Raw genomic sequence first — 25,034 nt, forward strand, 5'->3', positions numbered from 1 at the left:
CGGGGAGACCCATGGACATTCCTGTCATGCACACGTCTAAATTTGCCGGTGGTCCTTCGCCGGCGGCCATCTCGGCCGTCGGTCTGCGCAAGTCGTACGGCGACAAGCTGGTCCTGGACGGCATCGATCTGCGCATTCCGAGCGGATCGGTGTTCGCCCTCCTCGGCCCGAACGGCGCCGGCAAGACCACCGCCGTGAACATCCTCACGACGCTGGTCACCGCCGACGGAGGCCAGGCGCAGGTGGGAGGCCACGACCTGACCGCCGACGCGCAGGGGGTGCGCGGGGTGATCGGCGTGACGGGCCAGTTCTCCGCCGTGGACGGGCTGATCACGGGGGAGGAGAACATGCTGCTGATGGCGGACCTGCACCGGCTGCCGAAGGCCGAGGGCCGGCGGATCGCCGCCGGGCTGCTGGAGCGGTTCGACCTCGTGGACGCGGCCGGGAAGCCTGCCGCGAGCTACTCCGGCGGGATGAGGCGCCGCCTGGACATCGCGATGACACTGGTGGGCGGTCCGCGGATCATCTTCCTGGACGAGCCCACGACCGGCCTCGACCCGCGGTCGCGGCACGGCATGTGGTCGGTCATCCGCGAGCTGGTCGACGACGGGGTCACCGTCTTCCTGACGACGCAGTACCTGGACGAGGCCGACGAACTCGCCGACCGGATCGCGGTGCTCGACGGCGGCCGGATCGTCGCCGAGGGCACCGCGGCCGACCTGAAGCGGCTGGTCCCGGGAGGCCACGTCCGGCTCCGCTTCACCGGTCCGGAGTGCTACCGGGCCGCGGCCGCGGCGCTGGGCGATGTGGTGGCGGACGACGAGGCGCTGACCCTCCAGATCCCGAGCGACGGCAGCCAGCGCGCGCTGCGCGAGGTCCTGGACCGCCTCGACGAGGCCGGCGTCGAGGCGGACGAGCTGACCGTGCACACCCCCGATCTCGACGACGTGTTCTTCGCGCTGACCGGCGCCACCGTCCCCGTCCGGAACGACCGGTCGAAGGAGACCGTCCGATGAGTGCCCTCTCCCTTGCCGTGCGCGACTCGTCCACGATGCTGCGCCGGAACCTGCTGCACGCCCGCCGGTACCCGTCGCTGACGCTGAACCTGCTGCTGACGCCGGTGATGCTGCTGCTGCTGTTCGTCTACGTCTTCGGAGACGTGATGAGCGCCGGGATCGGCGGCGGTGGCGCGGATCGCACGGACTACGTCGCCTACGTCGTCCCCGGGATCCTGCTGATGACGATCGGGAGCACGGTGGTCGGGGCCGCGGTGTCGGTGTCGATGGACATGTCGGAGGGGATCATCGCCCGGTTCCGGACGATGGCGATCCACCGCGGTTCGGTCCTGATCGGCCATGTGGCCGGCAGCGTGATGCAGTCGGTGGCCAGTGTGGTCCTGGTCGGCGCGGTGGGTGTGCTGATCGGGTTCCGGTCGGTGGACGCCACGGTGCTGGAGTGGCTGGCGGCATTCGGGCTGGTGGCGCTGTTCGCGCTGGCGCTGACCTGGGTGGCGGTCGGTATGGGGATGGTCAGCCCGAACGTCGAGGCGGCGAGCAACAACGCGCTCCCGCTGATCCTGCTGCCCCTGATCTCCAGCGCGTTCACACCGATCGAGGCGATGCCGGGCTGGTTCCAGCCGGTGGCCGAGTACCAGCCGTTCACCCCGGTCATCGAGACCCTGCGGGGGCTGCTGCTGGGGACGGAGATCGGTCACAACGGCTGGCTCGCGGTGGCCTGGTCCCTCGCCCTGATCGTGCTCGGCTACCGGTGGGCGACCGCTGCCTACGGGCGCGAACCGAAGTAGCGCGCCCGGCAAGGGGCGAGCCCCTCGGCACCCGTCACCGGGCGCCGAGGGGCTGTCGGCTTCATCGCCGCACCGACTCCTCAGATCTCGTCGAGGACCGGCCGCAGTTCGTAGTGGAGCGTGTGGTCGCGCTTCAGACGGTGGGCGAGCGGGACGGCCACGCCGTGGAGCGCCGGGTACTTCCGGGACATGGTCCTGGCCGCGTGGGTGTTCTCCTTCGACCCCTCCGGCAGGAGCCGCGCCCAGGCCTTCACGGGCGGACCCGTGGGCGCGCCCCGGATGGTGCACGGAGCGATCTCCACCACCGGGTGGTTGCGCATCCGGTCGACCTTCCAGGCCGAGGAGAACGTACGGATGTAGGCGTGGTCCCCCTCGACCGCGATGCTGACCGGCGTACGGGCGGCCGATCCGTCCGGCCTGCGGCTGCTGAGCAGCACGGTGTACTGCTTCACGAAGGGCTCCAGCTCATGGATCGTCTCCATACATCCATGGTGCCGCAGAAAAGGGCGATCCGGGCACTTCGGGCGATGGTCGAAGCGTTCCGCCACCAGGCCGGACGGGACCGGCGTACGCTCCGGCCATGCAGGTCACCGGGGCTCCCCAGCCCTTCGCCACCGCGCGCCTGGACGCGCTGCCGCTCGACGCCGATCACGCGCGGGAGATGGCCGAGGTCCTCTTCGACCCCGCCCTGCACCGATGGACGGGAGGCGAACCCGAGGACGCCGTGGCCCTGCGCGTCCGCTACGAGCGGCAGACCGCCGGATCGCCCGACCCCGCCGAGCTCTGGTGGAACTGGGTGCTCCGGGTCCGGGCCGACGGGTGCCTGGCCGGTTATGTGCAGGCGACCGTGCGCGGCGACCGGGCCGAGGTGGCCTGGGTGGTCGGCACCCGGTGGCAGGGCCGCGGGTACGCCAAGGAGGCGGCGACGGCCCTGGTCGGGCACCTGCTGGCGCAGCGGTCGCTGCGCGCCGTGGTCGCCCACATCCACCCGGGGCACGCCGCTTCCGCCGCCGTGGCCGCGGCGGCGGGGCTCCGTCCGTCGGACCGGGTGGTGGACGGGGAGGTGCGGTGGGTACGAGGCGCACCCGGAGCCGTGGGCCCGGTCGGCGAAGACGCCGCGGAAAACACTTCTGATCCCTATATCGGCTGAAATGTCTTAATCTTTTCGTGCGGGATGGCGTTGACGCGGTGTACGGGCGCCGCGACTCCTGCCGGACGAGCGACGGAGGCCTCGGGTGGGCGAACTGGCGAGGTGGGAGGCCCTGCGGCTCGCAGGGCTGACAGCCGCGCCCGATCCCGGCATGGACCGCTTCGCCCGGCTGGTCTCCCGCGTCCTCCACGTCCCGGTCTCGCTGGTCTCGCTGCTGGAGACCGACCGGCAGGTCTTCCCCGGGATGGTCGGGCTCTCCGAGCCCTGGGCCGGCCGGCGGCAGACCCCCCTGAGCCACTCCTTCTGCCAGCACGTCGTCGAGGACGGCAGGCCGCTGATCCTCGACGACACCCGGGCGCACCCGCGCACCTGCGCCAGCCTCGCCATCCCCGACCTCCGGGTCATCGCCTACGCCGGTATGCCGATCACCGACGCCGACGGGCACGTCCTCGGCTCGCTCTGCGCCATCGACCACGTGCCCCGGAGGTGGACCGAGGGCGAGCTGCAGGACCTCGCCGACCTCACCGCCGCCTGCTCGGGGGAGCTGCGCATGCGGATCGCGACCGAGCGGCTCCGGCAGGACCGCGACCACGCCGAACTGCTGCTGCGCGCCTCCGTCGAGCTGGGCCACTCCCGGGACCTGACCGACCTCACCCGCCGTCTGCGGGGGCTGTTCCGGGGCCCGCACGACCCGACCTTCGTGGGACTGATGCTCGCCGACCCGCAGGGGCTGTGGCGTGTGATCGACCCCGACGACCTGAAGCCGGTGGAATCCGCCCTCCACCGCCTGGACCTGGATGCCGGGTTCCCCAGCACCCTGGCCATGCGGGAGCAGCGCACCGTCTTCGTCCCGGACCGCTCCGCCCTCGTGGAGGGCTTCAGCGCCGAGGCCGTCGCCGGTTACGACGCGCTCGGGCTGAACTCCGTCCTCTGCGTACCGCTGGCGGGGCGTGGCGGTGTGCTCATGTGGTGCTGGCCCCGGCCCCGCGTGCTGACCGTGACGGAGGAGGCCGCCCTCACCGCCGTGGCCGGATACGTCAGCCAGGCGGTGGACCGCACCCTGTTCGTGGAGAACCGGCTGAGCACCGCGGAGCGGCTGCAGGCGGCCATGCTCACCGACCTGCCGGTCGTGTCCGGCCTCGACATGTGCGCCCTCTACCTGCCTGCAACCGACCAGGACATGGTGGGCGGGGACTGGTACGACGCCTATCTGCTGCCGAAGCTCCGGGGTGCCGCCCGCGCCTCGCTGATGCTGTCCATCGGCGATGTCATCGGCCACGACGTCCATGCCGCGGCGGTCATGGGCCAGGTGCGCAGCATGCTGCGGCAGGCCACGCTCGGCCACCCCGCGCACTCGCCGGCGGCCGCGCTGACGGCGATCGACAACGCCTTCGAGGCTCTTCCCCTGGGCCCCGGCGCCACCGCGGTGCACGCCCGGCTCGACCCGGACGGCGGCCGGTGGCGGCTGACCCGGTCCAACGCCGGTCACCCCCCGCCGCTCCTGCGGACACCGGACGGCCGGGTCACGGCACTGGGGGAACACGATCTCCTGCTGCTCGGGGCACCCAGTGCGCTCGGCCGGAACGAGCACACCCACGACCTGCCCCGGGGGAGCGTGCTCCTGCTCTACACCGACGGGCTGGTCGAACGCCGTGACGACGACATCGACGTGAGCATCCGGAAGACCGCCTCCACCCTGGCCGCGCACGGCGACGAGCCACTGCCCCAGCTGCTGGAGGCGCTCTCCCACGGGCTGGCCGAATCCCCGCAGCGCGACGACGTGGCGGTGCTCGTCGTCCGGGTCACCGAGGGAGGCGGATAGGGCGCGAGTCCCGCCTCAGCGCTTCGGGTGGCCCGCCTTGACCAGCTCGGCGACGTCGAGGACGACCTCGGCCCCGATCGAGTCGGGGAGCGGCGCATCCTGCCCCGGGGCGTACACCTCGTGCCGGTCGTAGCCCGTGGTCAGCGGCTCGGTGAGGACGTGTACCCGGTCGTGCTTGCGGTCCACGATGACGTAGACGGGAATCTTGGCACCGGCGTAGGCGGCGACCTTGTTCCGCAGGTCCGCCTGGTAGTTCCCCGAGGTGACCTCCAGGACCAGCCGGAAGCAGGCCGGGTCGTAGCAGTTGTTCTCGACCAGGTGCTCGTCGAGGTCGGCGTCCACGATCGCGAGGTCCGGGATCGCGTAGTCCTCGGGACCGCCGGGGAGCCACAGGCCCACTGCCTGGAGGACCTCCGTCTCACCGTCGTCGAGCCCGGCGGCGATGAAGGGACGCATAAGTTTCGTCAGTGCACGCGCGTGCGGGCCGTCCGGGGGTGGGGCCACGGTGATGACGCCTCCGATGATCTCGACGCGATGCCCCGGAAGCTGCTCGGTGAGACGGTTCGCCGTCACGAGCATCGGTTCCGGCTCATCGTCACAGGGGTGCTCGACTGCGGCTGCAGACATTGCGGGCCTCCTGGGATGGCTGGTGTCGAGAGCATCATCGTAGGACGGGTGGCCCGATTCCGGCGTGGAAGCCGTTCGTCACCCGGCGGGGTGAAGCAGAAACGGCCCTGCTCACCCGTGGGGTGAACAGGGCCGTACCCGGCCGAGAGAGGCCGTTACAGCTTGTCGATGACGTAGTCGATGCAGGCCGTCAGCGCCTGGACGTCCGCCGGGTCGATCGCCGGGAACATCGCGACGCGCAGCTGGTTGCGGCCCAGCTTGCGGTACGGCTCGGTGTCGACGACGCCGTTGGCGCGCAGCACCTTGGCGACGGCGGAGGCGTCGATGCCGTCCTCGAAGTCGATCGTGCCGATGACCTGCGAGCGCTTCGCCGGGTCGGTGACGAAGGGGGTCGCGTACTTCGAGTCCTCCGCCCAGCCGTAGAGGGCTTGCGAGGACGCGGCGGTGCGGCCGGTCGTGAACTCCAGGCCGCCCTGCGAGTTCATCCACTTCAGCTGCTCGTTCAGCAGGAAGAGGGTCGCCAGCGCCGGGGTGTTGTACGTCTGGTTCTTCAGCGAGTTGTCGATCGCGGTCGGCAGCGAGAAGAACTCGGGGATGTGCCGGGCCGAGGCGTGGATCCGGGCGGCGCGGTCGAGGGCCGCCGGGGAGAACACGCCGATCCACAGTCCGCCGTCGGAGGCGAAGGACTTCTGCGGGGCGAAGTAGTAGACGTCCGTCTCGGCGATGTCGACCGGCAGGCCGCCCGCGCCGGAGGTGGCGTCCACCAGGACGAGGGACCCCTCGTCGGCGCCCGCGACCCGCTTGACGGGGGCGGCCACACCGGTGGAGGTCTCGTTGTGGGTGAGGGCGTACACGTCGACGCCCGGCTCGGCCTTCGGGTCCGGGTGGGTGCCCGGGTCGGAGGCGATGACGGTCGGGTCGGCCAGCCACGGGGCGAGCTTCGACGCCTTCGCGAACTTCGACGAGAACTCGCCGAAGTTGAGGTGCTGGGACTTCGCCTCGATCAGTCCGTGCGTCGCGACGTCCCAGAAGGCGGTGGAGCCGCCGTTGCCCAGGATCACCTCGTATCCCTCGGGGAGGGAGAAGAGGTCGCGTACGCCGTCACGCACCTCGCCGACCAGGTTCTTCACCGGGGCCTGGCGGTGGGACGTACCGAGAAGGGAGGTGCCGGTCGCGGCCAGTGCGTCGACCGCCTCCGTCCGCACCTTGGAGGGCCCGGCGCCGAAACGTCCGTCGGCGGGCTTGAGGTCTGCGGGAATCTGGATGTCAGCCACGATCCGGAGCGTAGTCCCTCCGGCAAGCGGTCGAGGACCGTGTCCGTCGGATGAGACAGGCGCTCCGGATCATGGACGGCTGCTGCGAGGGGCGGTTCAGCCGAGGTCGACCGGGAGCTCGTAGAGGTCGTTCTGCGTCACGATCGGCTTGTTCCGCAGCTCGGAGGCCGGGACCGCGAGGTCCAGGTCCGGGAAACGCTCGTAGAGGGCCGGCAGGGCGACCCCGGCCTCCAGCCGGGACAGCGCGGCGCCCGGGCAGACGTGCGGGCCGTGGCCGAAGGCGATGTGCCGGTTCGGGGAGCGGGTGATGTCGAACTCCCCTGCGGTCGGCCCGTACTGCTTCTCGTCGCGGCCGAGCGCGCCGAAGGAGACGATCAGCGCCTCGCCCTTCGGCAGGACCTTGTCACCGACCTCGATGTCCTCCGTGGCGAACCGGATCAGGACGTGCGAGGTCGGGGTGTTCCAGCGCAGCGTCTCCTCGATCACGTTCTCCCACGGCACCTCGCCGCTCAGCACCCGCTTGCGCTGCTCGGGGTGGGTCTGGAGCGCCTCGACGACGTTGACCACCAGACTGATCGTGGTCTCGTGACCGGCCGCGATGATCAGCTGCAGGGTGTTGACGATCTCCTCGTTGCTGAGGTGGTCGCCGTCCTCGGAGGCCGCTATCAGGGCGCTGGTGAGGTCGTCGCCCGGGTTCGCCCGCTTGTCGTCGACGATCTTCGTGAAGAGGGTGCCGAGGTCCGCCATCATCTGCGGGACCTCCTCCGGCGGGGTCTGCGTCGAGAAGAACTTCTCGAACAGCTCCTTGAGCCGGGGGTGGTCGGCCGCGTCCACGCCCATCAGCTCGCTGATGACGTTCATCGGCAGCGGGTAGGCGAACTCCGCCTTCAGGTCGACCGGTTCACCCTTCGGCATGGCCGCCAGACGGTCCAGCGAAGCGTTGGTCAGCGCCTCGATGCCCTCCCGCAGCCGCTCGACCCGCCTCACGGTCAGGGCCTGCGCGACGAGGGTCCGCAGCCTGCGGTGCTCGCTGCCGTCCACCGTCAGCATCGAGCGGCCCGGGTTGGCGAGGCCGATCAGCGGCCAGTCCATCGGGATCTCGCCGCGCTGCCAGGCGTTCCAGACGTTGATGTCCTTGACCACACGGCTGTCGGTGAGCAGCTGGCGTGCCTCGGCGTGGTGCGTCACCGCGTAGCAGTGGACACCGCCGGGGAGCTCCACCTCGGCGAGCGGTCCGGCGGCCCGCAGGGCGGCGCTCTCGGAGTCGAGGTCTGCGACGAGGGGGTCCAGCGCGATCCGGGTCATTTCCGGCCTCCAAGGGCGGGCGTGGGAGTGAAGTGCACCGGCAGGTCCGTCAGTCCGCGCAACCACGGGGACGGGCGCCGGGTCAGCTTTTCCGCGGGGACGGCGAGGTCCACGTCCGGGAGCCTGTCCAGGAGCACCTCGATCCCCGTACGGGCGATGACCTCCGCGGTCTCCTGTGCCGGGAACGGGCAGCGGTGCTCGCCGTGGCCGAAGGAGAGGAAGGCGTTGTTGCCGCCGGTGAGGGACGAGCCGTCGGTGCGCACCTGCGGGTCGCCGTTGGCGGCGGCGATGCCGAGGAGCAGCAGGTCGCCCGCGCGGATGTGGCGTCCGCCGAGGTGGGTGTCGCGGGAGGCCCAGCGGCCGGCGACGTTCTGGGTGGGGGTGTCCTCCCAGAGCACCTCGTTCATGGCCTCGCCGACGCTGTGCCGGCCGCCCGACAGGGAGGCGGCGAAGCGGTCGTCGGTGAGCATCAGCCGCAGCGAGTTGCCGATCCAGTCGGCGGTCGGCTGGTGGCCGGCGGCCATCATCACCATGAGGTCCTGGGCGACCTCCTCGTCGGTGAAACCGCCCGGGTCCTGGAGCATCCGGCTCGCGACGTCGTCGCCGGGCTCGGCGTGCTTGTCCTCGAGCAGCTGCATCATCGAGCCGGCCAGGTGCTGCTGGCCCGCCAGGGCGCGCTCACGGCCGTCGATCATGTCGTTGAGGGCGCCCACGAGCGGGCCGCCGACCTCGTCGCCGAAGCCGTAGAGCTTCGCCAGGACACGGGCCGGCAGCAGCATCGCGTACTCGGCGATGATGTCGGTGGAGCCGGTCGGGCAGAAGCCGTCGACGAGTTCGTCGGCGAACTCCTCGGCGTACCGCTTCAGGGCGAACGGGTCCACGGCCTCCAGCGCGTTGCTGATCATCGCCGCGCGTACGGTGTGGCGCTCACCGACCGTGTAGAGGATCGAAGGCTGCTTCCGTCCGATCATCGGCAGCAGCGGCCAGTCGTCCGGGATGTGCTCCCACTGGTTCCACAGGTCCGAGTCACGGCTGAAGAGCACCGGATCGTTGGTGACCTGGTGCAGTTCGCGGTAGCCGAGGATGAGCCACGCCGGTACGTCTCCGTCGAGCACGACGGGGGCCACCGAGCCGTTGTCGCGGCGCATTTCGCGGTACAGCCGCACGGGGTCCGTCTGGAACCTCGGCCCGGACAGCGGCATGAAGCTCTCGGACATGGGGCACTTGGTCACGGCGTGGGCTCCGGGGTCTTCACGGCGTCCTGGCCCGCCGGGAGACCGGCCTCGGCCTTCGCGCGGGCGACGGAGAGTGCGTAGACGTGCTCGACCAGCGTGATCAGGACGTACTTGCTGGACGACCGGTCCCGGGCGTCGCACTCCACGAGCGGGACCTCGGGGGACAGGTCGAGCGCCTCGCGGATCTGCTGCTCGGTGTGGAGCGGCCCGCCGAAGTCGTTGCACGCGACGATGAAGGGCGTGCCGTGGTGCTCCAGCCGGTCGATCGCGTACCAGGAGTCGGCGAGCCGCCGGGTGTCGACGAGTACGACGGCGCCCAGGGTGCCGGAGAACAGCCGGTCCCACAGGAACCAGAACCGTTCCTGCCCGGGGGCGCCGAAGAGGTAGAGGACCGAGCGCGCGTCGAGCGTGATGCGGCCGAAGTCGAAGGCGACGGTGGTGGACGTCTTGGAGTGCACACCGTCGAGGTCGTCGACGGCCTCGCCCGCGCGGGTCATGGTCTCTTCGGTGTTGAGCGGACGGATCTCGCTCACGGATCGGACCATGGTGGTCTTGCCGACCCCGAAGCCGCCGACGACGACGATCTTCAGTCCGTTGTCGGCCGTCGCCTGCAGGGCGGCACGGTCAGAGGTTGCGGAGTCCAACGAGCACCTGTTCCAGGGTGTCGGTGTCGGGGAACCGGTCCTCGACACGAGCAGTACGGGGGTGGCGGGCGCTGATCCGGCCGGTGTCGAGCAGGTCGCACAGCATGATGCGGACGATGCTGACGGGCAGATTCAGGGTGGCCGAGATCTCGACGACCGCGGTGGGGCTGTCGCACATCCGGAGGATCGCGACATGCTCCGACTGCATCCCGGGGTTCGGGTCGCACTCGGCGACGACCAGGGTCACCAGGTCGAACGCGGCCGAGTCGGACCGGCTGCGGCCACCCGTGAGGGTGTACAGCCGGTCCGGGTCGTCGTCGCGTCCGGGGCGGGGGCGCGGCACCGTCGTCATACGTCCGCTGTTTCCGTGGCATGGGACGCGGGCTCGCGCGGCGGGGCGACGAGGTACTCGCCGAGCTGCTCGACGAGTTCGCTCATGTTGTGGCCGACGAGGCCGACGTCGGAGTCCTCGGCCGCCACGACCGCCAGATGGGCGCCGGCGCCCGCCTCGACGATGAACAGCACCCCGCCGTAGAACTCGGTCATCGCGGACCGCACCCCGCCGCTGCCGTCACCGAACTCGATGGACGCGCCGTGCGACAGGCTCTGGATGCCTGCGGAGATCGCGGCGAGCTGGTCGGCCTGGTCGACCGAGAGTTCGGGGGTGCGGCACAGCTTCAGGCCGTCCCGGGACAGGACGAGGGCGTGCCGGGCGCCGGGGGTGCGGTCGAGCAGCCCCTCCAGCAGCCAGTTGAGCTTCTCGTCGGTGGTCGCGCTCATCGGGTGTTGCCTTCCGGATGCGGGGAGTTGGCTCGTACCGCCTGGCTGAAGGTGCTGAAGCGGGCAGCCTGGACCTTCGGGTCGGTGGTACGCGGCCTGGGGGATTCGGCTCCGCCGGGGGTGGCATTGCCGGTACGTGCTTCGGCGGCGGCCAGGGTGCGGCCGCGGCGGCGCTTGGGCAGCCCGCTCTCGCCGAACTGGGGGACGGCGCCGGTGGACTCGGACGCCGATTCCGGCCGGACCGGTGCGGCTTCGGGGGAGCCGTCCGTCCGGGAGTCCGTGTCCGGAGTCGTGTGCGAGGGCTCCGGCTCGGGGGGAAGCGCCGCCGGGGCCGGCGCGGGCGTACGGGAGATGAGCTCCTGCGGCAGCATCATCAGCGCGCCGGTACCGCCTCGGGCCGACGGGCGGAAGGAGACGGTGAGGCCGTGCTTCCGGGCCAGCCGGCCGACGACGGCGAGACCGAGCCGGGTACCGGAGATCGCGGTGAGGTCCTGGTTGTCGGCGGACACGGCCCGCTCGGCGCGGCGCAGCTGGACGTCGCTCATCACCAGTCCGCTGTCCTCGACGGTGACGACGATCCCCGCCGGCACCTCCTCGACGTACACATGCACCTCGGCCGTGGGCGGCGAGAAGTTGGCAGCGTTGTCAAGGAGTTCGGCCAGGGCGTGCATGACGCCCTCGGCGGCGTGGCCGGCGATGGCCACATCGCTGGTCGAGTGGAGGCGGATGCGCTGGTAGCCGCCGATGCGGCCCATCGCGCCGCGCAGGATCGACTCCATGACGATCGGCTTGGCCCAGCGGCGCCCGGAGCGCGCGCCGGTCAGCACGGCGATGGAGTCGGCGAGGCGGCCGGCCTGGGCGGTGCGGTGGTCCAGGTGCAGCAGGTCGCCGAGGACGTCCTCGGCGGTGTGCCGGTGCTCCATCTCGCGGAGGTCGGCCAGCATGCTGGTGGACAGGGCCTGCATCCGGCCCGCCGCGTTGGCGCAGGCCGAGACGGCGGCGGACCGTTCGGTCTCGCTGCGCCGGGCGCGGGCGGTGAGGCGTGCGGTCTCGGCGGTGAGCCGTTCGCGCTGCTCGGTGGCCTCGGCTGTCACCCGGGCGATCCGCTCCTCCGCCTCGGCGGTGACCCGGGCCGTCTCGGCGGAGGCCGCGGCTCTGATCCGGGCGGTCTCGGCGGTGAAGCGCTGCGCCTCGGCGGCGGAGGTCGAGACGAGGCGGGAGGTCTCGGCGGTGAAGCGTGCGGAGTCGGTGGCCCGCAGGGCGCGCAGATGACGGGCTGTGGCGAGCGTGTGGACCGTGACGGCCACGGCCACGCTCAGCAGCGCGGCGGCGGCGCCCGACCCCCACGCGAGCGGGGTCCGTACCGAGGCGGGAGCGGCCGAGACCGCCCAGAGGCACAGAGCACCGGTGACGGCTGCCGATATCAGCAGGGCGAGTGCGGTTGGCCGGATTGAAGGGCGCAATCGTAGTCCTCGGGGCGGACGGTACGGATGAAGGGGGACAGGTGCGTTCACAACCGTCGATCGGGACAAATCGGTGCGGCGAAGGTGAAAGAAGCACAACTGGAGCTGATTGTTCCCGATCAAGTCGAGCCAACTATAGGAGAATTGGCGACTTGTTTGGGGATTCCTTGTGGCCACTTCTGTTTGAAGAGTGGCCGGAATTGATCCTGTCCGGATCCTGTGACTCGTGTGATCCGAGTCAACCCGCGTGTCGGGCGGTCATCTGGAGTTGAATGTGGCGGTATGTCCCCTGTGTGATGCTTGATTTATCACGATCGTCGCCTCCACGCCGGTGGCCAGCTAGTGTGAGCGCTCCGGCGCAGCTCGGCCCGCCGGGCCGAGCTGCCGTAAGACACACCGTGCGCCTTGAAGGGGGAGGCGCCGCGTGGCCCCGACGGAGGACGCAGGCAACCGTGGACGCGCAAGGCCGTGGGCGGGAAGAGGGCATCGACCCCGCAGACCAGTGGGTACTCAACCCCGACACCGGTGATTACGAACTGCGACTGGCCCCTTCCGCAGGGCGACCGAACGCGCCCGCCGGGACCTCCGGAAGGACCCCGGGACCTCGCCGCAGGCAGGACCCCGGGACGGCGCCCTCCGACGACCGGGCCTCCGTGCCGAGCCAGCGCGGCGGGCGGCGCGGCGCCGGCGGCGGACGCGGCGACCGGGACGAGACGCGCAGGCCGGGGAGCCGGGCGGCTGCTCCGGCCTCGGGGCGCCGGAAGGCGAAGCCGAAGAAGTCCCGCAAGAAGAAGGTCCTGGTGTGGACCGGCGGAGTGCTGGCCTTCCTGCTGGTGGGTGCCGGTACGGCGACCTACCTCGTCTATCAGCACTTCAACAGCAACATCACCGCCGTCTCCACCGACGGTGCCGGCACCGGTGGCTTCAGCAAGGACCGTGCCATCAACGTCCTGGTGATCGGGACCGACAAGCGGACCGGCGAGGGCAACGAGGGCTACGGGGACAAGGGCAGTGTCGGCCACGCCGACACCAACATCCTCTTCCATGTCTCCAAGGACCGCACCAACGCCACCGCGCTCAGCATCCCGCGCGACCTGATAACCGACATCCCGGACTGCCCGACGACGATGGAGGACGGTTCCCAGAAGGACATCCCGGGGTCGTCCGGCGGGCGCTTCAACACCAGCCTCGGGCAGTCCGACCGCACCCCCAGCTGCACGATGCGCACGGTCACCGAGCTCACCGGGATCAAGGTCGACCACTTCATGGTCGCCGACTTCAACGCCGTCAAGTCCATGACGACGGCCGTCGGCGGTGTGGACGTCTGCCTCGCCAAGGACATCGACGACAAGAACTCGCACCTCAAGCTCTCCGAGGGCGAGCACACCATCCAGGGCGAGCAGGCCCTGGCCTTCCTGCGGACCCGGCACTCCGTCGGCTTCGGCAGCGACCTCAGCCGCATCGAGATCCAGCAGCAGTTCCTCGGCTCGCTGATGCGCAAGCTGAAGTCGAACGACACCCTGACCAGCCCCACCAAGATGTGGTCGCTCGCCGAGGCCGCCACCAAGGCGCTGACCGTCGACGACAAGATCGACGACATCAACCAGCTGAGGAAGCTCGGCATGGAGCTGGCCTCGGTCGACCCCAAGAACATCACGTTCACCACGGTGCCGGTCCTGGACAACCCGAACGACAACGCCACCGTCATCCTCGACCAGTCCAAGGCCCCGCAGGTCTTCTCGATGATGCGCGAGGACGTCTCCTTCACCGCCGTGGCCAAGCAGGAGAAGGCCAAGGAGAAGGCCGCCGAGGCCGCCAAGCTCAAGGGCGAGATGGCCGACCCGGCCGACGTCCGGGTCGACGTCTACAACGGCGGCGCGCCCGCCGGCTCCGCGCAGAGCGCTCTGGACTGGCTGCAGAACGAACAGGGCGTCCTCAAGTCCACCAACAAGGCGAACGCGCCTGCGGACGTGAAGAAGACCCAGCTCGTCTACGCCCCCAACCAGGCGGACCAGGCCCGCAGGCTGGCCGACATGATGGGCCTCACCGCATCCGCCCTCAAGCCGACGACGACCGACGCCGGCGAGATGGACCCGATGGTGCTGACCCTGGGCCCCGACTTCACCAAGGCGGGCAGCCCGCTCTCCGCGCCGACCAAGGCCCCTGCGGACATCCAGCGCGTGGAGGCGGACAAGGCGGTCTGCGCCAAGTAGCGCGCCGCGGCGCCCCGGTCCTCCGGGCGGGGCGCCGGGGCCGCGCAGGCGGATCTTTTGGCGCGGTACGCGGCCCCGGATGCGGCACGCGGGCCCTCGCGCCCCGCACGCGGCCTGCCGGACACGGCATGCTGGCCGTATGGCCACCCCGCACGCCGACCTCGTCCAGCAGCTCACCGGGGCCGTCCGCGGCGAGGTGCGGTCCGACGCGACCGCCCGCGCGCTGACGACCATGGACGCCTCCAACTACCGCCGCGTTCCCCGGGCGGTCGTGGCACCCCGCGACGCGGAGGACATCGCCGAGACTCTCCGGGTCTGCCGGGAGCTGGGGGTGCCCGTCGTCCCACGCGGCGGCGGCACCTCCATCGCGGGCCAGGCCACCGGCACCGGAGTCGTCCTGGACCTCACCCGCCACATGCGGCGGATCCTTGAGCTGGACCACGCATCCCGGACCGCCGTCGTCCAGCCGGGGGTCGTCCTGGACGACCTGCGGGCCGCGGCCGCACCGTACGGGCTGACCTTCGGCCCCGACCCGTCCACCCACAGCCGCTGCACCCTCGGCGGCATGATCGGGAACAACTCCTGCGGCTCGCACTCCGTCGCCTGGGGCACCACCGCCGACAACGTCCACAGCCTGCGGGTCCTGCGGTACGGCGGTGAGGCACTCCACATCGGGCGGGGCCTGCCCGACGCGCCCGCCGGACTCAGGGAGTTCGCCGCGCCCCACCTCGCCCTGCTGCGCACCGGCTTCCCCGAACTGCCCCGCCGTATCTCCGGATACGCCCTCGACGCACTGCTCCCCGAACACGGCCCCGATCCCGCCCGCGCCCTCTGCGGCAGCGAGGGGACCCTGGCCGTCGTCACCGAGGCGACGGTCCGCCTGGTCGAGACGCCCGCCGCGCGCGCCCTGGCCGTCCTCGGCTACGCCGACGAGTCGGCCGCCGCCGAAGCGGCCCCGGGCCTCCTCCCGTACGGGCCGCTGACCGTCGAGGGGATGGCCGCCGATCTCGTCCGGGGTGCCGCGGAGCTGCCGCGCGGCGCGGCCTGGCTGTTCGTCGAGACCGGAGGCGCCACCCCCGCTGAGGCCCGTGGGCGCGCCGAGGAGATCACCCGCGCCTCGGACGCCCTGGACACCACCGTCGTCACCGACCCCGCCGGGATGCGCGCGCTGTGGCGCGTCCGCGAGGACGCCGCCGGGACCGCGACCCGGACGCCGGACGGCTCGGAGGCCTGGCCCGGGTGGGAGGACTGCGCCGTACCGCCCGCCCGACTCGGCCCCTACCTCCGCGACTTCCGCGCCCTGCTGGCCGAGCACGGCCTGCGCGGAACCCCGTACGGCCACTTCGGCGACGGCTGCATCCATGTGCGCATCGACTTCGACCTGCTGACGGATCAGGGCGTCGCCCGATTCCGCCGCTTCTCCGAGGACCAGGCCGCCCTCGTCGTCGCGCACGGCGGATCGCTGAGCGGGGAGCACGGCGACGGACAGGCGAGGGCCGAGCTCCTGCCGCGCATGTACGGCGAGGAGATGGTGCACCTGTTCACCCGCTTCAAGGACCTCTGGGACCCCGACGGCGGACTCAACCCCGGCATCCTCGTCCGTCCCGCGCGGCTCGACGAGAACCTGCGCTTCGCCGTGCTCCCGAAGCGCCCCGTCGACGTCGCCTTCGGCTACCCGCAGGACGGCGGCGACTTCTCGGCTGCCGTACGCCGATGCGTCGGCGTCGCCAAGTGCCGCACGGAGAAGCCCGGTACGGACGTCATGTGCCCCTCCTTCCGGGCGACCGGCGACGAGGCCCACTCCACCCGGGGCCGCGCCCGGCTGCTCCACGAGATGCTCGCCGGTGAGGTGATCACGGACGGCTGGCGGTCCACGGAGGTACGCGACGCCCTGGACCTCTGCCTCTCCTGCAAGGGGTGTCGCACCGACTGCCCGGTGGGCGTCGACATGGCGACGTACAAGGCGGAGTTCCTCCACCACCACTACAAGGGGAGGCTCCGCCCCGCCGCGCACTACGCGATGGGCGGCCTGCCCCGCTGGCTGCGGCTCGCCGCCCCCTTCGCGCGGGTGCTCAACACCCTCGCGGCAGCAGGGCCGTTCGCCGCTCTCGCCAAGAGGCTCGCGGGCGTCGACCCGCGCCGCACCCTCCCGGTCCTGGCGCCGCGCAGCTTCCGGAGGTGGTTCGGCAGGCGACGGGCACCCGGGGGCGGTACGCCCGTCGTGCTGTGGCCGGACACCTTCACCGACCACCTCGCACCCCAGGTCGGCCGGGCGGCGGTACGGGTCCTGGAATCGGCGGGCCGCGCCCCGGTCCTCCCGCCCCGCGGGGTGTGCTGCGGCCTCACCTACGTGTCCACCGGCCGGCTGGACGCGGCCCGCTCCGTCATGCGCCGCACCCTGAACCGTATGGGCGCCCTCGACGGCGCCCCGGTCGTCGTCCTCGAACCGAGCTGCGCCGCCACCCTCCGCACCGATCTCCCGGAGCTGCTGCCCGACGACCCGCGCGCCGCCCGGCTCGCCTCCTCCGTACGCACCCTCGCCCAGTACCTGGAGGAGTACGCCCCCGACTGGACGCCGCCCCGGCTCGACCGGCCCGTCGCCGGGCAGACCCACTGCCACCAGCACGCGGTCCTCGGTGACGGGGCCGAGCGCAGACTCCGGGCGAAGGCCGGCCTGAGCGGTGAGCTGAGCGGTGGCTGCTGCGGGCTGGCGGGCAACTTCGGTTTCGAGAAGGGCCACTGGGACGTCTCCGTGGCCTGCGCCGAGGAGCAGCTGCTCCCCTCCGTGCGGGAGGCAGAACCGGGCGCCGAGCTCCTGGCCGACGGATTCTCCTGCCGCACCCAGCTGGACCAGCTGGCGGGCCGCCGGGCCCGCCACCTCGCCGAGGTGCTGGCGGAGGGGCTGCCGCGACAGGAGCGGCCCGGTGGCCCCGGGGCCTCGGGCGCCCCGGGAAACTCCTCCGGTGCGACCTCGTAGCCCTCGCCACGGCGCCGTGCACAGCGTTACGCCGGATGCCGGCCCGGCGGGGTGTTCCCCTGTGATCGGAGAGGCGGCTTCGGCCGCCTCCGGACAGGTCCTAAGCCGGTGCGAGCACCGGGAGGCCGAAGTCGGCAGCGGCCTTGGCCAGTTCGCTGTCGTAGGTGACGAACGCGGTGAGCCCTACCCGGAATGGATCCGCGGTCGCCAGATGGAGTGAGTCCAGCGTGCCGAGTCTCCGGTTCTGGTAGGCGGTCGCCCGGGCGAGCACGGTGGTGGTGAGGTCGATCAGATGGACGCCGCGGACGGCCTGTGACACGAAGTACGCGATGCGCTGGGGGTCGACCCCGGCCCGGTGCAGGGTGCGAGTGATCTCCAGCCGGGCCAGGTCGCTCGTGAGTAGTTCGGTCCCTTCCGGCAGCGCCGCACGCCAGGCTCGCAGGGCCTCGGACTCCGCCTCGGGCTTGATGAACTTCAGTAGCGCGCACGAATCGAGGTAGATCAACGTCGGCGCTCCTCGTCGCGCTCCGACAGGAGGAGGGCGGACAGGCTCGACAGCTCGGGCGCGAGTTCGGGCGCCAGGTCCGGCATGCCCTGCTCGGCGGGCGGAGTGGCGTCGCCGGACTCGATCATGCGCCGGAGGGGGTCGGGCGTCACGGTCTCGGGCACCATGCGCAGGACGGGTACGCCACGGTCGGTGACGAGTACGGGCACCCCGGTCCGCACCAGTGCGACGGCCTTGGACGGGTTCTGGTTGAGCTCACGCAGCCCGATCGTCTCCATGCCATCGAATGTAGCTACATAATGTAGGTACAGCAACTGTGAGTGCGGGCGCCCGGGGCTCGGTGCGCGGGGGAGTCCCGACCGTGGACACCGAGCCTCGCGCCCTGCGTTTCCCTGCGCACCCCTGCGCGTCTCTGTGCGTCTCTCGTGGCGCGAAGCGCGACGAGGGTGTGACCGGCATTTCGCCTGCCGGGTGCGAGTGCCTACCTTGGACGTGTGTGCTGCACAATTGAGTGCAGTACTTTCAATTGTGGAGTGCATTGTCTTGCACTGCTGAGATGTCTCTGAAGCCAGAAGGACAGGCCCCGGGTGAACGACCAGAGCACCGCCGCACCGGCCTCCGCCGCAGCCGCCCCCGAGGCGGTCACCGTCCCGGAAGCAGTCGCCGCTCTCGACGGACGGCCCCGCGCGGGCGGACGCAGGGCCGCGCTCGGCCCGGTGGCGCTGGTGGTGGCGGGCGGGCTGTCCGTGCAGTTCGGGGCGGCGGTCGCCGTCCTGCTGATGCCGAAGGCGGGTGCGCTCGGCGTCGTCAGCCTGCGCCTCGCGGCGGCGGCGCTCGTGCTGCTGGTCGTCTGCCGGCCGAAGCTGCGCGGCCACTCGCGTGCGGACTGGGGCACGGTCGTCGCGTTCGGTGTGGCGATGGGCGGCATGAACACGCTCTTCTACCAGGCGGTGAACCACATCCCGCTCGGCGCCGCCGTCACCCTCGAGGTGCTCGGCCCGCTGTCCCTGTCGGTGATCGCCTCCCGCCGGCTGATCAACCTGGTCTGGGCGGTCCTGGCGCTCGGCGGTGTCGTCCTGCTCAGCGGCGGAGGCTTCGACCGGCTGGACCCGGCGGGGGCGGCGTACGCCCTGGGCGCGGGCGCCATGTGGGCGGCGTACATCATCTTCAGCGCCCGTACGGGGCGCCGCTTCCCGCAGGCCGACGGGCTGGCCCTGGCCATGGTCGTCGCGGCGGTCCTCTCGCTGCCCCTCGGCATCATGGAGGCCGGCTCCAAGCTCCTGGTGCCCTCGACCCTGGGCCTCGGCGCCGCGGTCGCCCTGCTGAGCTCCGTGCTTCCGTACACCCTCGAACTCATGGCCCTGCGCCGGTTGCCCGCACCCACCTTCGCGATCCTGATGAGCCTCGAACCGGCCATCGCGGCCACCGCCGGCTTCCTCATCCTCGACCAGGCCCTCTCCACGACGGACGCCCTGGCCATCGCCCTGGTCATCGGGGCGAGCATGGGCGCGGTGCGCAGCCAGACCGCTCGCGGCGCGGTGTCACCGCGCCGGGAGCGGGTGCGAGGCGCACGATGGAGGAAGGCGGAGTAAGGAGGCCCTCCCATGGGATCCGCAAAGGGAACGGACGAGTACGACGGGCTGTACTCGCACACACCCTCGCAGGCCGAGGGTGAACGCGGCGACGAGCCGGTCACCCGGGGCAAGGCCCCCGAGACGCATCCCGACGTCCCCCGCACCGAGCCTTCGCAGGCGGAGGGTGAGCGGGCGGAGTAGCGGGCGGTCGGTGGTTCAGCTGTCGGCCGGAAGGACGCGGAACGCGGTCAGGCCGGGCGTCAGGGGTGTGATCGCCCGGTAGTCCCGCTGGTCGAGGGTGAAGATGCGATCGGTCCTGTAGCGGTCGGCGAGGACGACGCCGACCGCGTCCGCGAGGTCCAGCCGCAGCCCTGCGTACCGGTGACGCACCTCGTGTGCGGCTCTCAGGTCGGCGGGCTTGAGGTCGGCGAGCCTGTACTGGCCGTCCGCCATCCGCGAGTTGAGTGCTTCCATCACCTGCATGGTGGCGGAGAAGCCGAGATCCCGGTGGACGAGGTGGTCCAGCTCTGTGACGACCAGCGGGGAGATCGCCAGAGCCTCGTCGGCGAGGATCTTGGCGGCTCCGGGGTGTTCCGGCTGCGCGGCATCGAACGCCGCGTAAAGGGCGGAGGTGTCGGCAACGATGATCAACGCCGTGCGGCTCGTTCCTTGATGTGCGCGTAGACCGCGTCGTCCATGGCCTCGGGTGAAAGGGGGCGCCCGCTGTCGAAGACCGGGAGGTCGTTGCTCCTCTTGGGGCGCTCTGCGTGATCGAGGATCAAGGCGATACCTCGCCTGATGAGCTCGGCCTTACTGACCCCCGTGGCCGATGCTTCGGCGTCCAGGCGTACTTCCAGCTCCTCAGGGAGGTACACGGTTGTCTTTATCATGCAGTCACGTTACCACCCTGCCCTACGTAGGGCAGGGTGGTAACGACGAGGCGGCCTCTCATGGCCAGGGAGGCCCGGCTGTTACGTTCGGGCCCATGGACGACGGCGTGTACGTGGGGCATGCGGGCACGGACGCGGCGCTGGACAAAGGCTGGCTGCTCGGCCACTTCAAGGACCCCGCCGACCCCCGCCACAGTGAGGCCCTGGAGATCAAGTGGGGTGTCCATCCGCCCGGTGAGGAGCGTGCCGAGTGGGTCAGGGGTGAGGAGCGCACGGCGCTGCTCGTGCTGGTCGGCGGGCGCTTCCGGATGCGCTTCCCCGGGCGGGACGTGCTGCTGGCGCGGCAGGGGGACTACGTCGTGTGGGGGCGGGGCGTCGACCACTCCTGGTGCGCCGAGGAGGCGTCCGTCGTGCTGACCGTGCGTTGGCCGTCCGTCCCCGGATACCGCGCGGGCGGCTGATCCCCGCCCACCGGACACAGGCGGCTCATAAAATCATGCAAGCATGCTTGCTTGTTTCGTGGGGCGCTGGCATGCTCCCGGGCACACCGCCACGCCCCGAGGGGAGCGCACCGTGCCCGACGCATCGGCCGTGACCGCCGCCGTGCTCGACGACATGCGTGAGGAGAGCGACGAACTCGACCAGTTGGTGGCCGGGTTGAGCGCCCACGAATGGGCCTCGCCGACACCGGCCGAGGGGTGGACCGTCGCCCACCAGATCGCCCACCTCAACTGGACCGACGAGGTGGCCCTGGTGGCCGCCACCGAGCCCGATGCCTTCTCCGCCGAGGTGGAGAAGGCTTTGGCGGCCCCCGACAGCTTCGTCGACGAGGCGGCCGAGGCGGCCGTCACCGCGCTCACCCCCGCGGCGCTGCTCGTGGAGTGGCGGGCGGGAAGGGCCCGGCTCCAGGAGGCCCTGCGGGCGGCGCCCGCCGGGACGAAACTGCCCTGGTACGGGCCGCCCATGAGCGTCGCCTCGATGGCCACCGCCCGGCTCATGGAGACCTGGGCCCACGGCCAGGACGTCGCCGACGCCCTCGGGGTGACCAGGACACCGACCGCCCGGCTGCGGCATGTCGCTCGGATCGGCGTACGGGCCCGGGACTACGCCTACGTCGTACGCGGACTGCGGCCGCCCGGCGAGGAGTTCCGGGTGGAACTCCTCGCCGGGGACGGCGGGCTCACCGTGTACGGCCCCGAGGACGCGACCCAGCGCGTCACCGGCCCCCTCCTCGACTTCTGCCTCCTCGTCACCCAGCGCGCCCACCGGGACGACCTCGCCGTCGAGGCGGTGGGCGCGGACGCCGGGCAGTGGCTCGACATCGCCCAGGCGTTCGCCGGCCCCGCCGGACCCGGGCGCCCCCGGCAGGCCGACCGGTGACCCGGCCGCTGCGGATAGGCAACGCGTCCGGCTTCTACGGCGACCGCTTCGACGCCGTACGCGAGATGCTCACCGGCGGGCCGCTGGACGTCCTCACCGGCGACTACCTCGCCGAACTCACCATGCTCATTCTGGGCCGGAGCAGGCTGAAGGACCCGAAGCGCGGATACGCCACGACCTTCCTGCGGCAGCTGGAGGAGAGCCTGGGGCTCGCCCACGAGCGCGGCGTGAAGATCGTCACCAACGCCGGCGGGCTGAACCCGGCCGGACTCGCCGAGGCCGTACGGGAGCTCGCCGAGCGGACCGGTGTGCCGGTGCGGGTCGCGCACGTGGAGGGCGACGGCCGATCCGTGCCCGAGGGGTACCTCACCGCCAACGCCTACCTCGGGGGCGGCGGAATAGCCGCCTGCCTGCGGGCCGGCGCCGACATCGTCGTCACCGGGCGGGTGACCGACGCCGCCCTGGTCACCGGGCCCGCCGCCGCCCACTTCGGCTGGGGGCCGGAGGACCACGACGCGCTCGCCGGAGCCGTCGTCGCCGGGCACGTCCTGGAGTGCGGCACCCAGGCGACCGGCGGCAACTACGCCTTCTTCGGCGACCACGACGTCCGCCGACCCGGATTCCCCCTCGCCGAGATCCACCGGGACGGCAGCAGCGTCATCACCAAGCACGACGGCACCGGTGGAGCCGTCGACATCGGCACCGTCACCGCGCAGCTGCTCTACGAGACCGGCGGGGCGCGATACGCCGGACCCGATGTCACCGCCCGGCTCGACACCGTGACCCTGGCGCAGGAAGGCCCCGACCGGGTGCGGATCAGCGGCGTACGCGGAGAGGCGCCGCCGCCCACGCTGAAGGTCGGCCTCAACCGGCTGGGCGGGTGGCGCAACGAGGTCGTCTTCGTCCTCACCGGACTCGACGTCGAGGCCAAGTCCCGCCTGGTGCGGGCGCAGTTCGCGGACGCCCTGGACCGCGCGGGCGCGGCCCCCGCCGAGGTGCGGTGGGAGCTCGCCCGCACCGACCGGGCCGACGCGGACACCGAGGAGACCGCGAGCGCCCTGCTCCGGCTCGTCGTGCGCGACCCGGACGCCGAGGCCGTCGGCCGGGCGGTCTCCGGCGCCGCCGTCGAGCTGGCGCTCGGCAGCTACCCCGGCTTCCATGTGACCGCCCCACCCGGCAAGGGCGCCCCGTACGGGGTGTTCGAGGCCGCTTACGTACCGGCCGGCGAGGTCGAGCACATCGCCGTGCTGCCCGACGGGACACGGGAGGCCGTCCCCGCGGCCGGGCCGTACCGGGACCTCGAAGAGGTCGCGGAGCCGGCCCTGCCCGAACCGCTGCCCGCCGGGCCGACCAGATCCGTCCCCCTCGGGCGGATCGCGGGGGCCCGCAGCGGCGACAAGGGAGGAGACGCCAACGTCGGGGTGTGGGTCCGCTCGGACGACGCCTGGCGGTGGCTCGCCCACGAACTGACCGTCGCCCGCTTCCGGGAACTCCTTCCGGAGACGGCCGGGCTGAGCGTCGTACGCCATGTCCTGCCGGGGCTGCGGGCGCTCAACTTCACCGTCCACGGCCTCCTCGGCGAAGGGGTCGCCGCGCAGGCCCGCTTCGATCCGCAGGCCAAGGCGCTGGGGGAGTGGCTGCGCTCCCGGCACGTCACCGTCCCCGTGCAGCTGCCGGCCGACACCGGACCCGTGCCGCCGGCCGCCGAAGCCGCCGCTGACCCCGTGCGGCTGCCCGCCGACACCGGCCCTGGGCCCGCGCAGTCGCCCGCCGACCCGGAGGTGCACGCATGACCGTCCTGCCCACCGCGCTCGACACCGCGGGCCCCGAGTACGCCGCCCACCGCGAGGCCATGCTCGCGAAGCTCGCCGAGCTGGAGACCGAGCACGCCAAGGCGCTCGCGGGCGGTGGCGAGAAGTACGTGGCACGCCACCGGGCGCGCGGGAAACTCCTGGCGCGCGAGCGGATCGAGCTGCTCGTCGACCCGGACACCCCCTTCCTGGAGCTCTCCCCGCTCGCCGCCTGGGGCAGCGACTACGCGGTGGGGGCGTCGCTGGTCACCGGCATCGGGGTCGTCGAGGGCGTGGAGTGCCTGATCACCGCCAACGACCCGACCGTGCGCGGCGGGGCATCGAACCCCTGGACCCTGAGGAAGGCCCTGCGCGCCAACGAGATCGCCTTCGCCAACCGGCTCCCCTGCATCTCCCTGGTGGAGTCCGGGGGAGCCGACCTGCCCTCCCAGAAGGAGATCTTCATACCCGGCGGGGCGCTCTTCCGTGACCTCACCCGGCTCTCCGCCGCCGGAATCCCCACCGTGGCGGTCGTGTTCGGGAACTCCACGGCCGGAGGCGCGTACGTCCCCGGGATGTCGGACCACACCGTGATGATCAAGGACCGGTCCAAGGTCTTCCTCGGCGGTCCGCCCCTGGTGAAGATGGCCACCGGCGAGGAGAGCGACGACGAGTCCCTCGGCGGAGCCGAGATGCACGCCCGCACCTCCGGTCTCGCCGACCACTACGCCCTCGACGAGCACGACGCCCTGCGCCAGGCCCGCCGTGTCGTCGCCCGCCTCAACTGGCGCAAGGCGCAACCGGATCCAGGGCCCGCCGAACCACCGAAGTACGACGAGGACGAGCTGCTCGGGATCGTGCCCGGCGATCTGAAGACCCCGTTCGACCCCCGCGAGGTCATCGCCCGGCTCGTCGACGGCTCGGACTTCGACGCGTTCAAGCCGCTCTACGGGACCAGCCTGGTCACCGGCTGGGCGCGGCTGCACGGCTATCCCGTGGGCGTCCTCGCCAACGCGCAGGGAGTGCTCTTCAGCGAGGAGTCCCAGAAGGCCGCTCAGTTCATCCAGCTCGCCAACCAGCGGGACATCCCGCTGCTTTTCCTCCACAACACCACCGGCTACATGGTCGGCAGGGAGTACGAGCAGGGCGGCATCATCAAGCACGGCGCGATGATGATCAACGCGGTGGCGAACTCCAAGGTCCCGCACATCTCCGTCCTGATGGGCGCCTCCTACGGCGCCGGGCACTACGGCATGTGCGGCCGCGCCTACGACCCCCGGTTCCTCTTCGCCTGGCCCAGCAGCAAGTCCGCCGTCATGGGCCCCCAGCAGCTGGCGGGCGTCCTCTCGATCGTCGCCCGCGCCTCCTCCGCCGCGAAGGGCCTGCCCTACGACGACGAGGCCGACGCCGGGCTGCGCGCCATGGTCGAGCAGCAGATCGAGTCGGAGTCGCTGCCGATGTTCCTCTCGGGGCGGCTCTACGACGACGGGGTCATCGACCCCCGCGACACCAGGACCGTCCTCGGGATGTGCCTGTCCGCGATCCACACGGCACCGGTCGAAGGCGCGCGCGGCTTCGGCGTCTTCCGGATGTGAGGCTGA

The 25,034-nt window shown here is 71.7% G+C and carries 25 protein-coding genes; 12 read left to right on the top strand and 13 right to left on the bottom strand.

From position 1 onward, the window contains the following. The first annotated feature begins 11 nt into the window (after positions 1-11). Together ACFXOA_RS04580 and ACFXOA_RS04585 are read left to right on the top strand one after the other, a co-directional pair. Positions 12-1,016, top strand: a complete 1,005-nt coding sequence (locus tag ACFXOA_RS04580; RefSeq protein WP_385022390.1) for an ATP-binding cassette domain-containing protein — start codon at positions 12-14, stop codon at positions 1,014-1,016. Next, on the top strand, positions 1,013-1,804 hold the full coding sequence (locus ACFXOA_RS04585) for an ABC transporter permease (protein WP_385022393.1): 792 nt from the start codon (positions 1,013-1,015) through the stop codon (positions 1,802-1,804). Before ACFXOA_RS04580 ends, ACFXOA_RS04585 begins: the two co-directional genes overlap by 4 nt. A gap of 80 nt (positions 1,805-1,884) precedes the next feature. Here the strand turns inward: ACFXOA_RS04585 and ACFXOA_RS04590 are convergent, their stop codons facing one another. After that, entirely contained in the window at positions 1,885-2,286 is a 402-nt protein-coding gene (locus tag ACFXOA_RS04590) for a PPOX class F420-dependent oxidoreductase (RefSeq protein WP_385022396.1), read from the bottom strand. 98 nt (positions 2,287-2,384) lie between these two features. On the opposite strand from ACFXOA_RS04590, the gene ACFXOA_RS04595 reads away from it, so the two are divergent. Both ACFXOA_RS04595 and ACFXOA_RS04600 read left to right on the top strand, forming a co-directional pair. Continuing rightward, complete coding sequence (locus tag ACFXOA_RS04595) at positions 2,385-2,954, top strand: GNAT family N-acetyltransferase (RefSeq protein WP_385022399.1); 570 nt, start codon at positions 2,385-2,387, stop codon at positions 2,952-2,954. Positions 2,955-3,039: 85 nt separating this feature from the next. Beyond that, the gene (locus tag ACFXOA_RS04600) at positions 3,040-4,776 is read left to right on the top strand and encodes a GAF domain-containing SpoIIE family protein phosphatase (protein WP_385022402.1); all 1,737 of its coding nucleotides are present in this window, start codon (positions 3,040-3,042) and stop codon (positions 4,774-4,776) included. Positions 4,777-4,791: 15 nt separating this feature from the next. On the opposite strand, the gene ACFXOA_RS04605 is transcribed toward ACFXOA_RS04600, so the two are convergent. The 8 genes from ACFXOA_RS04605 to ACFXOA_RS04640 all read right to left on the bottom strand — a co-directional run bounded on the left by ACFXOA_RS04605 (position 4,792) and on the right by ACFXOA_RS04640 (position 12,104). Continuing rightward, positions 4,792-5,403 (bottom strand): Uma2 family endonuclease, encoded by a 612-nt coding sequence (locus ACFXOA_RS04605; protein WP_385022405.1) that lies wholly within the window; start codon positions 5,401-5,403, stop codon positions 4,792-4,794. Between the two features lie 155 nt (positions 5,404-5,558). Next, complete coding sequence (serC, locus tag ACFXOA_RS04610; protein WP_385022408.1) at positions 5,559-6,677, bottom strand: phosphoserine transaminase; 1,119 nt, start codon at positions 6,675-6,677, stop codon at positions 5,559-5,561. 96 nt (positions 6,678-6,773) lie between these two features. Then, positions 6,774-7,982, bottom strand: a complete 1,209-nt coding sequence (locus tag ACFXOA_RS04615) for a cytochrome P450 (protein WP_385022411.1) — start codon at positions 7,980-7,982, stop codon at positions 6,774-6,776. Beyond that, positions 7,979-9,199: a cytochrome P450 gene (locus ACFXOA_RS04620; protein ID WP_385022414.1), complete on the bottom strand. Its 1,221-nt coding sequence runs from the start codon at positions 9,197-9,199 to the stop codon at positions 7,979-7,981. The genes ACFXOA_RS04615 and ACFXOA_RS04620 overlap by 4 nt, the downstream gene beginning before the upstream one ends. 11 nt (positions 9,200-9,210) lie before the next feature. Beyond that, entirely contained in the window at positions 9,211-9,861 is a 651-nt protein-coding gene (locus ACFXOA_RS04625; protein WP_362541154.1) for an ATP/GTP-binding protein, read from the bottom strand. After that, positions 9,842-10,213 (bottom strand): DUF742 domain-containing protein, encoded by a 372-nt coding sequence (locus ACFXOA_RS04630; RefSeq protein ID WP_385022417.1) that lies wholly within the window; start codon positions 10,211-10,213, stop codon positions 9,842-9,844. Before ACFXOA_RS04630 ends, ACFXOA_RS04625 begins: the two co-directional genes overlap by 20 nt. Next, on the bottom strand, positions 10,210-10,641 hold the full coding sequence (locus ACFXOA_RS04635; protein WP_385022420.1) for a roadblock/LC7 domain-containing protein: 432 nt from the start codon (positions 10,639-10,641) through the stop codon (positions 10,210-10,212). The genes ACFXOA_RS04630 and ACFXOA_RS04635 overlap by 4 nt, the downstream gene beginning before the upstream one ends. Continuing rightward, a complete protein-coding gene (locus tag ACFXOA_RS04640) occupies positions 10,638-12,104 on the bottom strand; it encodes a sensor histidine kinase (RefSeq protein WP_385022423.1) in 1,467 nt (488 codons plus the stop codon). Before ACFXOA_RS04640 ends, ACFXOA_RS04635 begins: the two co-directional genes overlap by 4 nt. A gap of 452 nt (positions 12,105-12,556) precedes the next feature. Between ACFXOA_RS04640 and ACFXOA_RS04645 the strand changes: the two genes are divergently transcribed. Further along, positions 12,557-14,317: an LCP family protein gene (locus ACFXOA_RS04645; protein WP_385022426.1), complete on the top strand. Its 1,761-nt coding sequence runs from the start codon at positions 12,557-12,559 to the stop codon at positions 14,315-14,317. A 139-nt stretch (positions 14,318-14,456) separates the two neighbouring features. Continuing rightward, positions 14,457-17,294 (top strand): FAD-binding and (Fe-S)-binding domain-containing protein, encoded by a 2,838-nt coding sequence (locus tag ACFXOA_RS04650; RefSeq protein ID WP_385022429.1) that lies wholly within the window; start codon positions 14,457-14,459, stop codon positions 17,292-17,294. 100 nt (positions 17,295-17,394) lie between these two features. Here ACFXOA_RS04650 and ACFXOA_RS04655 read toward each other — a convergent pair whose 3' ends face one another. Then, the gene (locus ACFXOA_RS04655; protein ID WP_385022432.1) at positions 17,395-17,799 is read right to left on the bottom strand and encodes a type II toxin-antitoxin system VapC family toxin; all 405 of its coding nucleotides are present in this window, start codon (positions 17,797-17,799) and stop codon (positions 17,395-17,397) included. Then, complete coding sequence (locus tag ACFXOA_RS04660) at positions 17,796-18,077, bottom strand: type II toxin-antitoxin system Phd/YefM family antitoxin (protein ID WP_385022435.1); 282 nt, start codon at positions 18,075-18,077, stop codon at positions 17,796-17,798. Before ACFXOA_RS04660 ends, ACFXOA_RS04655 begins: the two co-directional genes overlap by 4 nt. 309 nt (positions 18,078-18,386) lie before the next feature. On the opposite strand from ACFXOA_RS04660, the gene ACFXOA_RS04665 reads away from it, so the two are divergent. Both ACFXOA_RS04665 and ACFXOA_RS04670 read left to right on the top strand, forming a co-directional pair. Further along, positions 18,387-19,391, top strand: coding sequence for a DMT family transporter (locus ACFXOA_RS04665; protein ID WP_385022438.1), 1,005 nt, complete (start codon positions 18,387-18,389; stop codon positions 19,389-19,391). Between the two features lie 12 nt (positions 19,392-19,403). Next, entirely contained in the window at positions 19,404-19,574 is a 171-nt protein-coding gene (locus ACFXOA_RS04670; RefSeq protein ID WP_362672180.1) for a hypothetical protein, read from the top strand. A 15-nt stretch (positions 19,575-19,589) separates the two neighbouring features. Here the strand turns inward: ACFXOA_RS04670 and ACFXOA_RS04675 are convergent, their stop codons facing one another. Together ACFXOA_RS04675 and ACFXOA_RS04680 are read right to left on the bottom strand one after the other, a co-directional pair. Then, positions 19,590-20,024: a PIN domain-containing protein gene (locus tag ACFXOA_RS04675; RefSeq protein WP_385022442.1), complete on the bottom strand. Its 435-nt coding sequence runs from the start codon at positions 20,022-20,024 to the stop codon at positions 19,590-19,592. Then, complete coding sequence (locus ACFXOA_RS04680) at positions 20,021-20,263, bottom strand: CopG family transcriptional regulator (protein WP_362541121.1); 243 nt, start codon at positions 20,261-20,263, stop codon at positions 20,021-20,023. Before ACFXOA_RS04680 ends, ACFXOA_RS04675 begins: the two co-directional genes overlap by 4 nt. A gap of 95 nt (positions 20,264-20,358) precedes the next feature. Here ACFXOA_RS04680 and ACFXOA_RS04685 point away from each other — a divergent pair, with 95 nt between their 5' ends. From ACFXOA_RS04685 to ACFXOA_RS04700, 4 genes are all read left to right on the top strand, one after another. Next, positions 20,359-20,724, top strand: coding sequence for a signal peptidase I (locus ACFXOA_RS04685; protein ID WP_385022445.1), 366 nt, complete (start codon positions 20,359-20,361; stop codon positions 20,722-20,724). A gap of 112 nt (positions 20,725-20,836) precedes the next feature. Next, entirely contained in the window at positions 20,837-21,643 is an 807-nt protein-coding gene (locus tag ACFXOA_RS04690; protein WP_385022448.1) for a TIGR03084 family metal-binding protein, read from the top strand. Then, positions 21,640-23,436, top strand: a complete 1,797-nt coding sequence (locus tag ACFXOA_RS04695) for an acyclic terpene utilization AtuA family protein (RefSeq protein WP_385022450.1) — start codon at positions 21,640-21,642, stop codon at positions 23,434-23,436. Before ACFXOA_RS04690 ends, ACFXOA_RS04695 begins: the two co-directional genes overlap by 4 nt. Then, a complete protein-coding gene (locus ACFXOA_RS04700; protein ID WP_385022453.1) occupies positions 23,433-25,028 on the top strand; it encodes an acyl-CoA carboxylase subunit beta in 1,596 nt (531 codons plus the stop codon). Before ACFXOA_RS04695 ends, ACFXOA_RS04700 begins: the two co-directional genes overlap by 4 nt. The last annotated feature ends 6 nt before the right edge of the window (positions 25,029-25,034 follow it).

Origin of the sequence: Streptomyces sp. NPDC059166 (genome assembly GCF_042755185.1) — a bacterium.
Classification (GTDB): domain Bacteria; phylum Actinomycetota; class Actinomycetes; order Streptomycetales; family Streptomycetaceae; genus Streptomyces.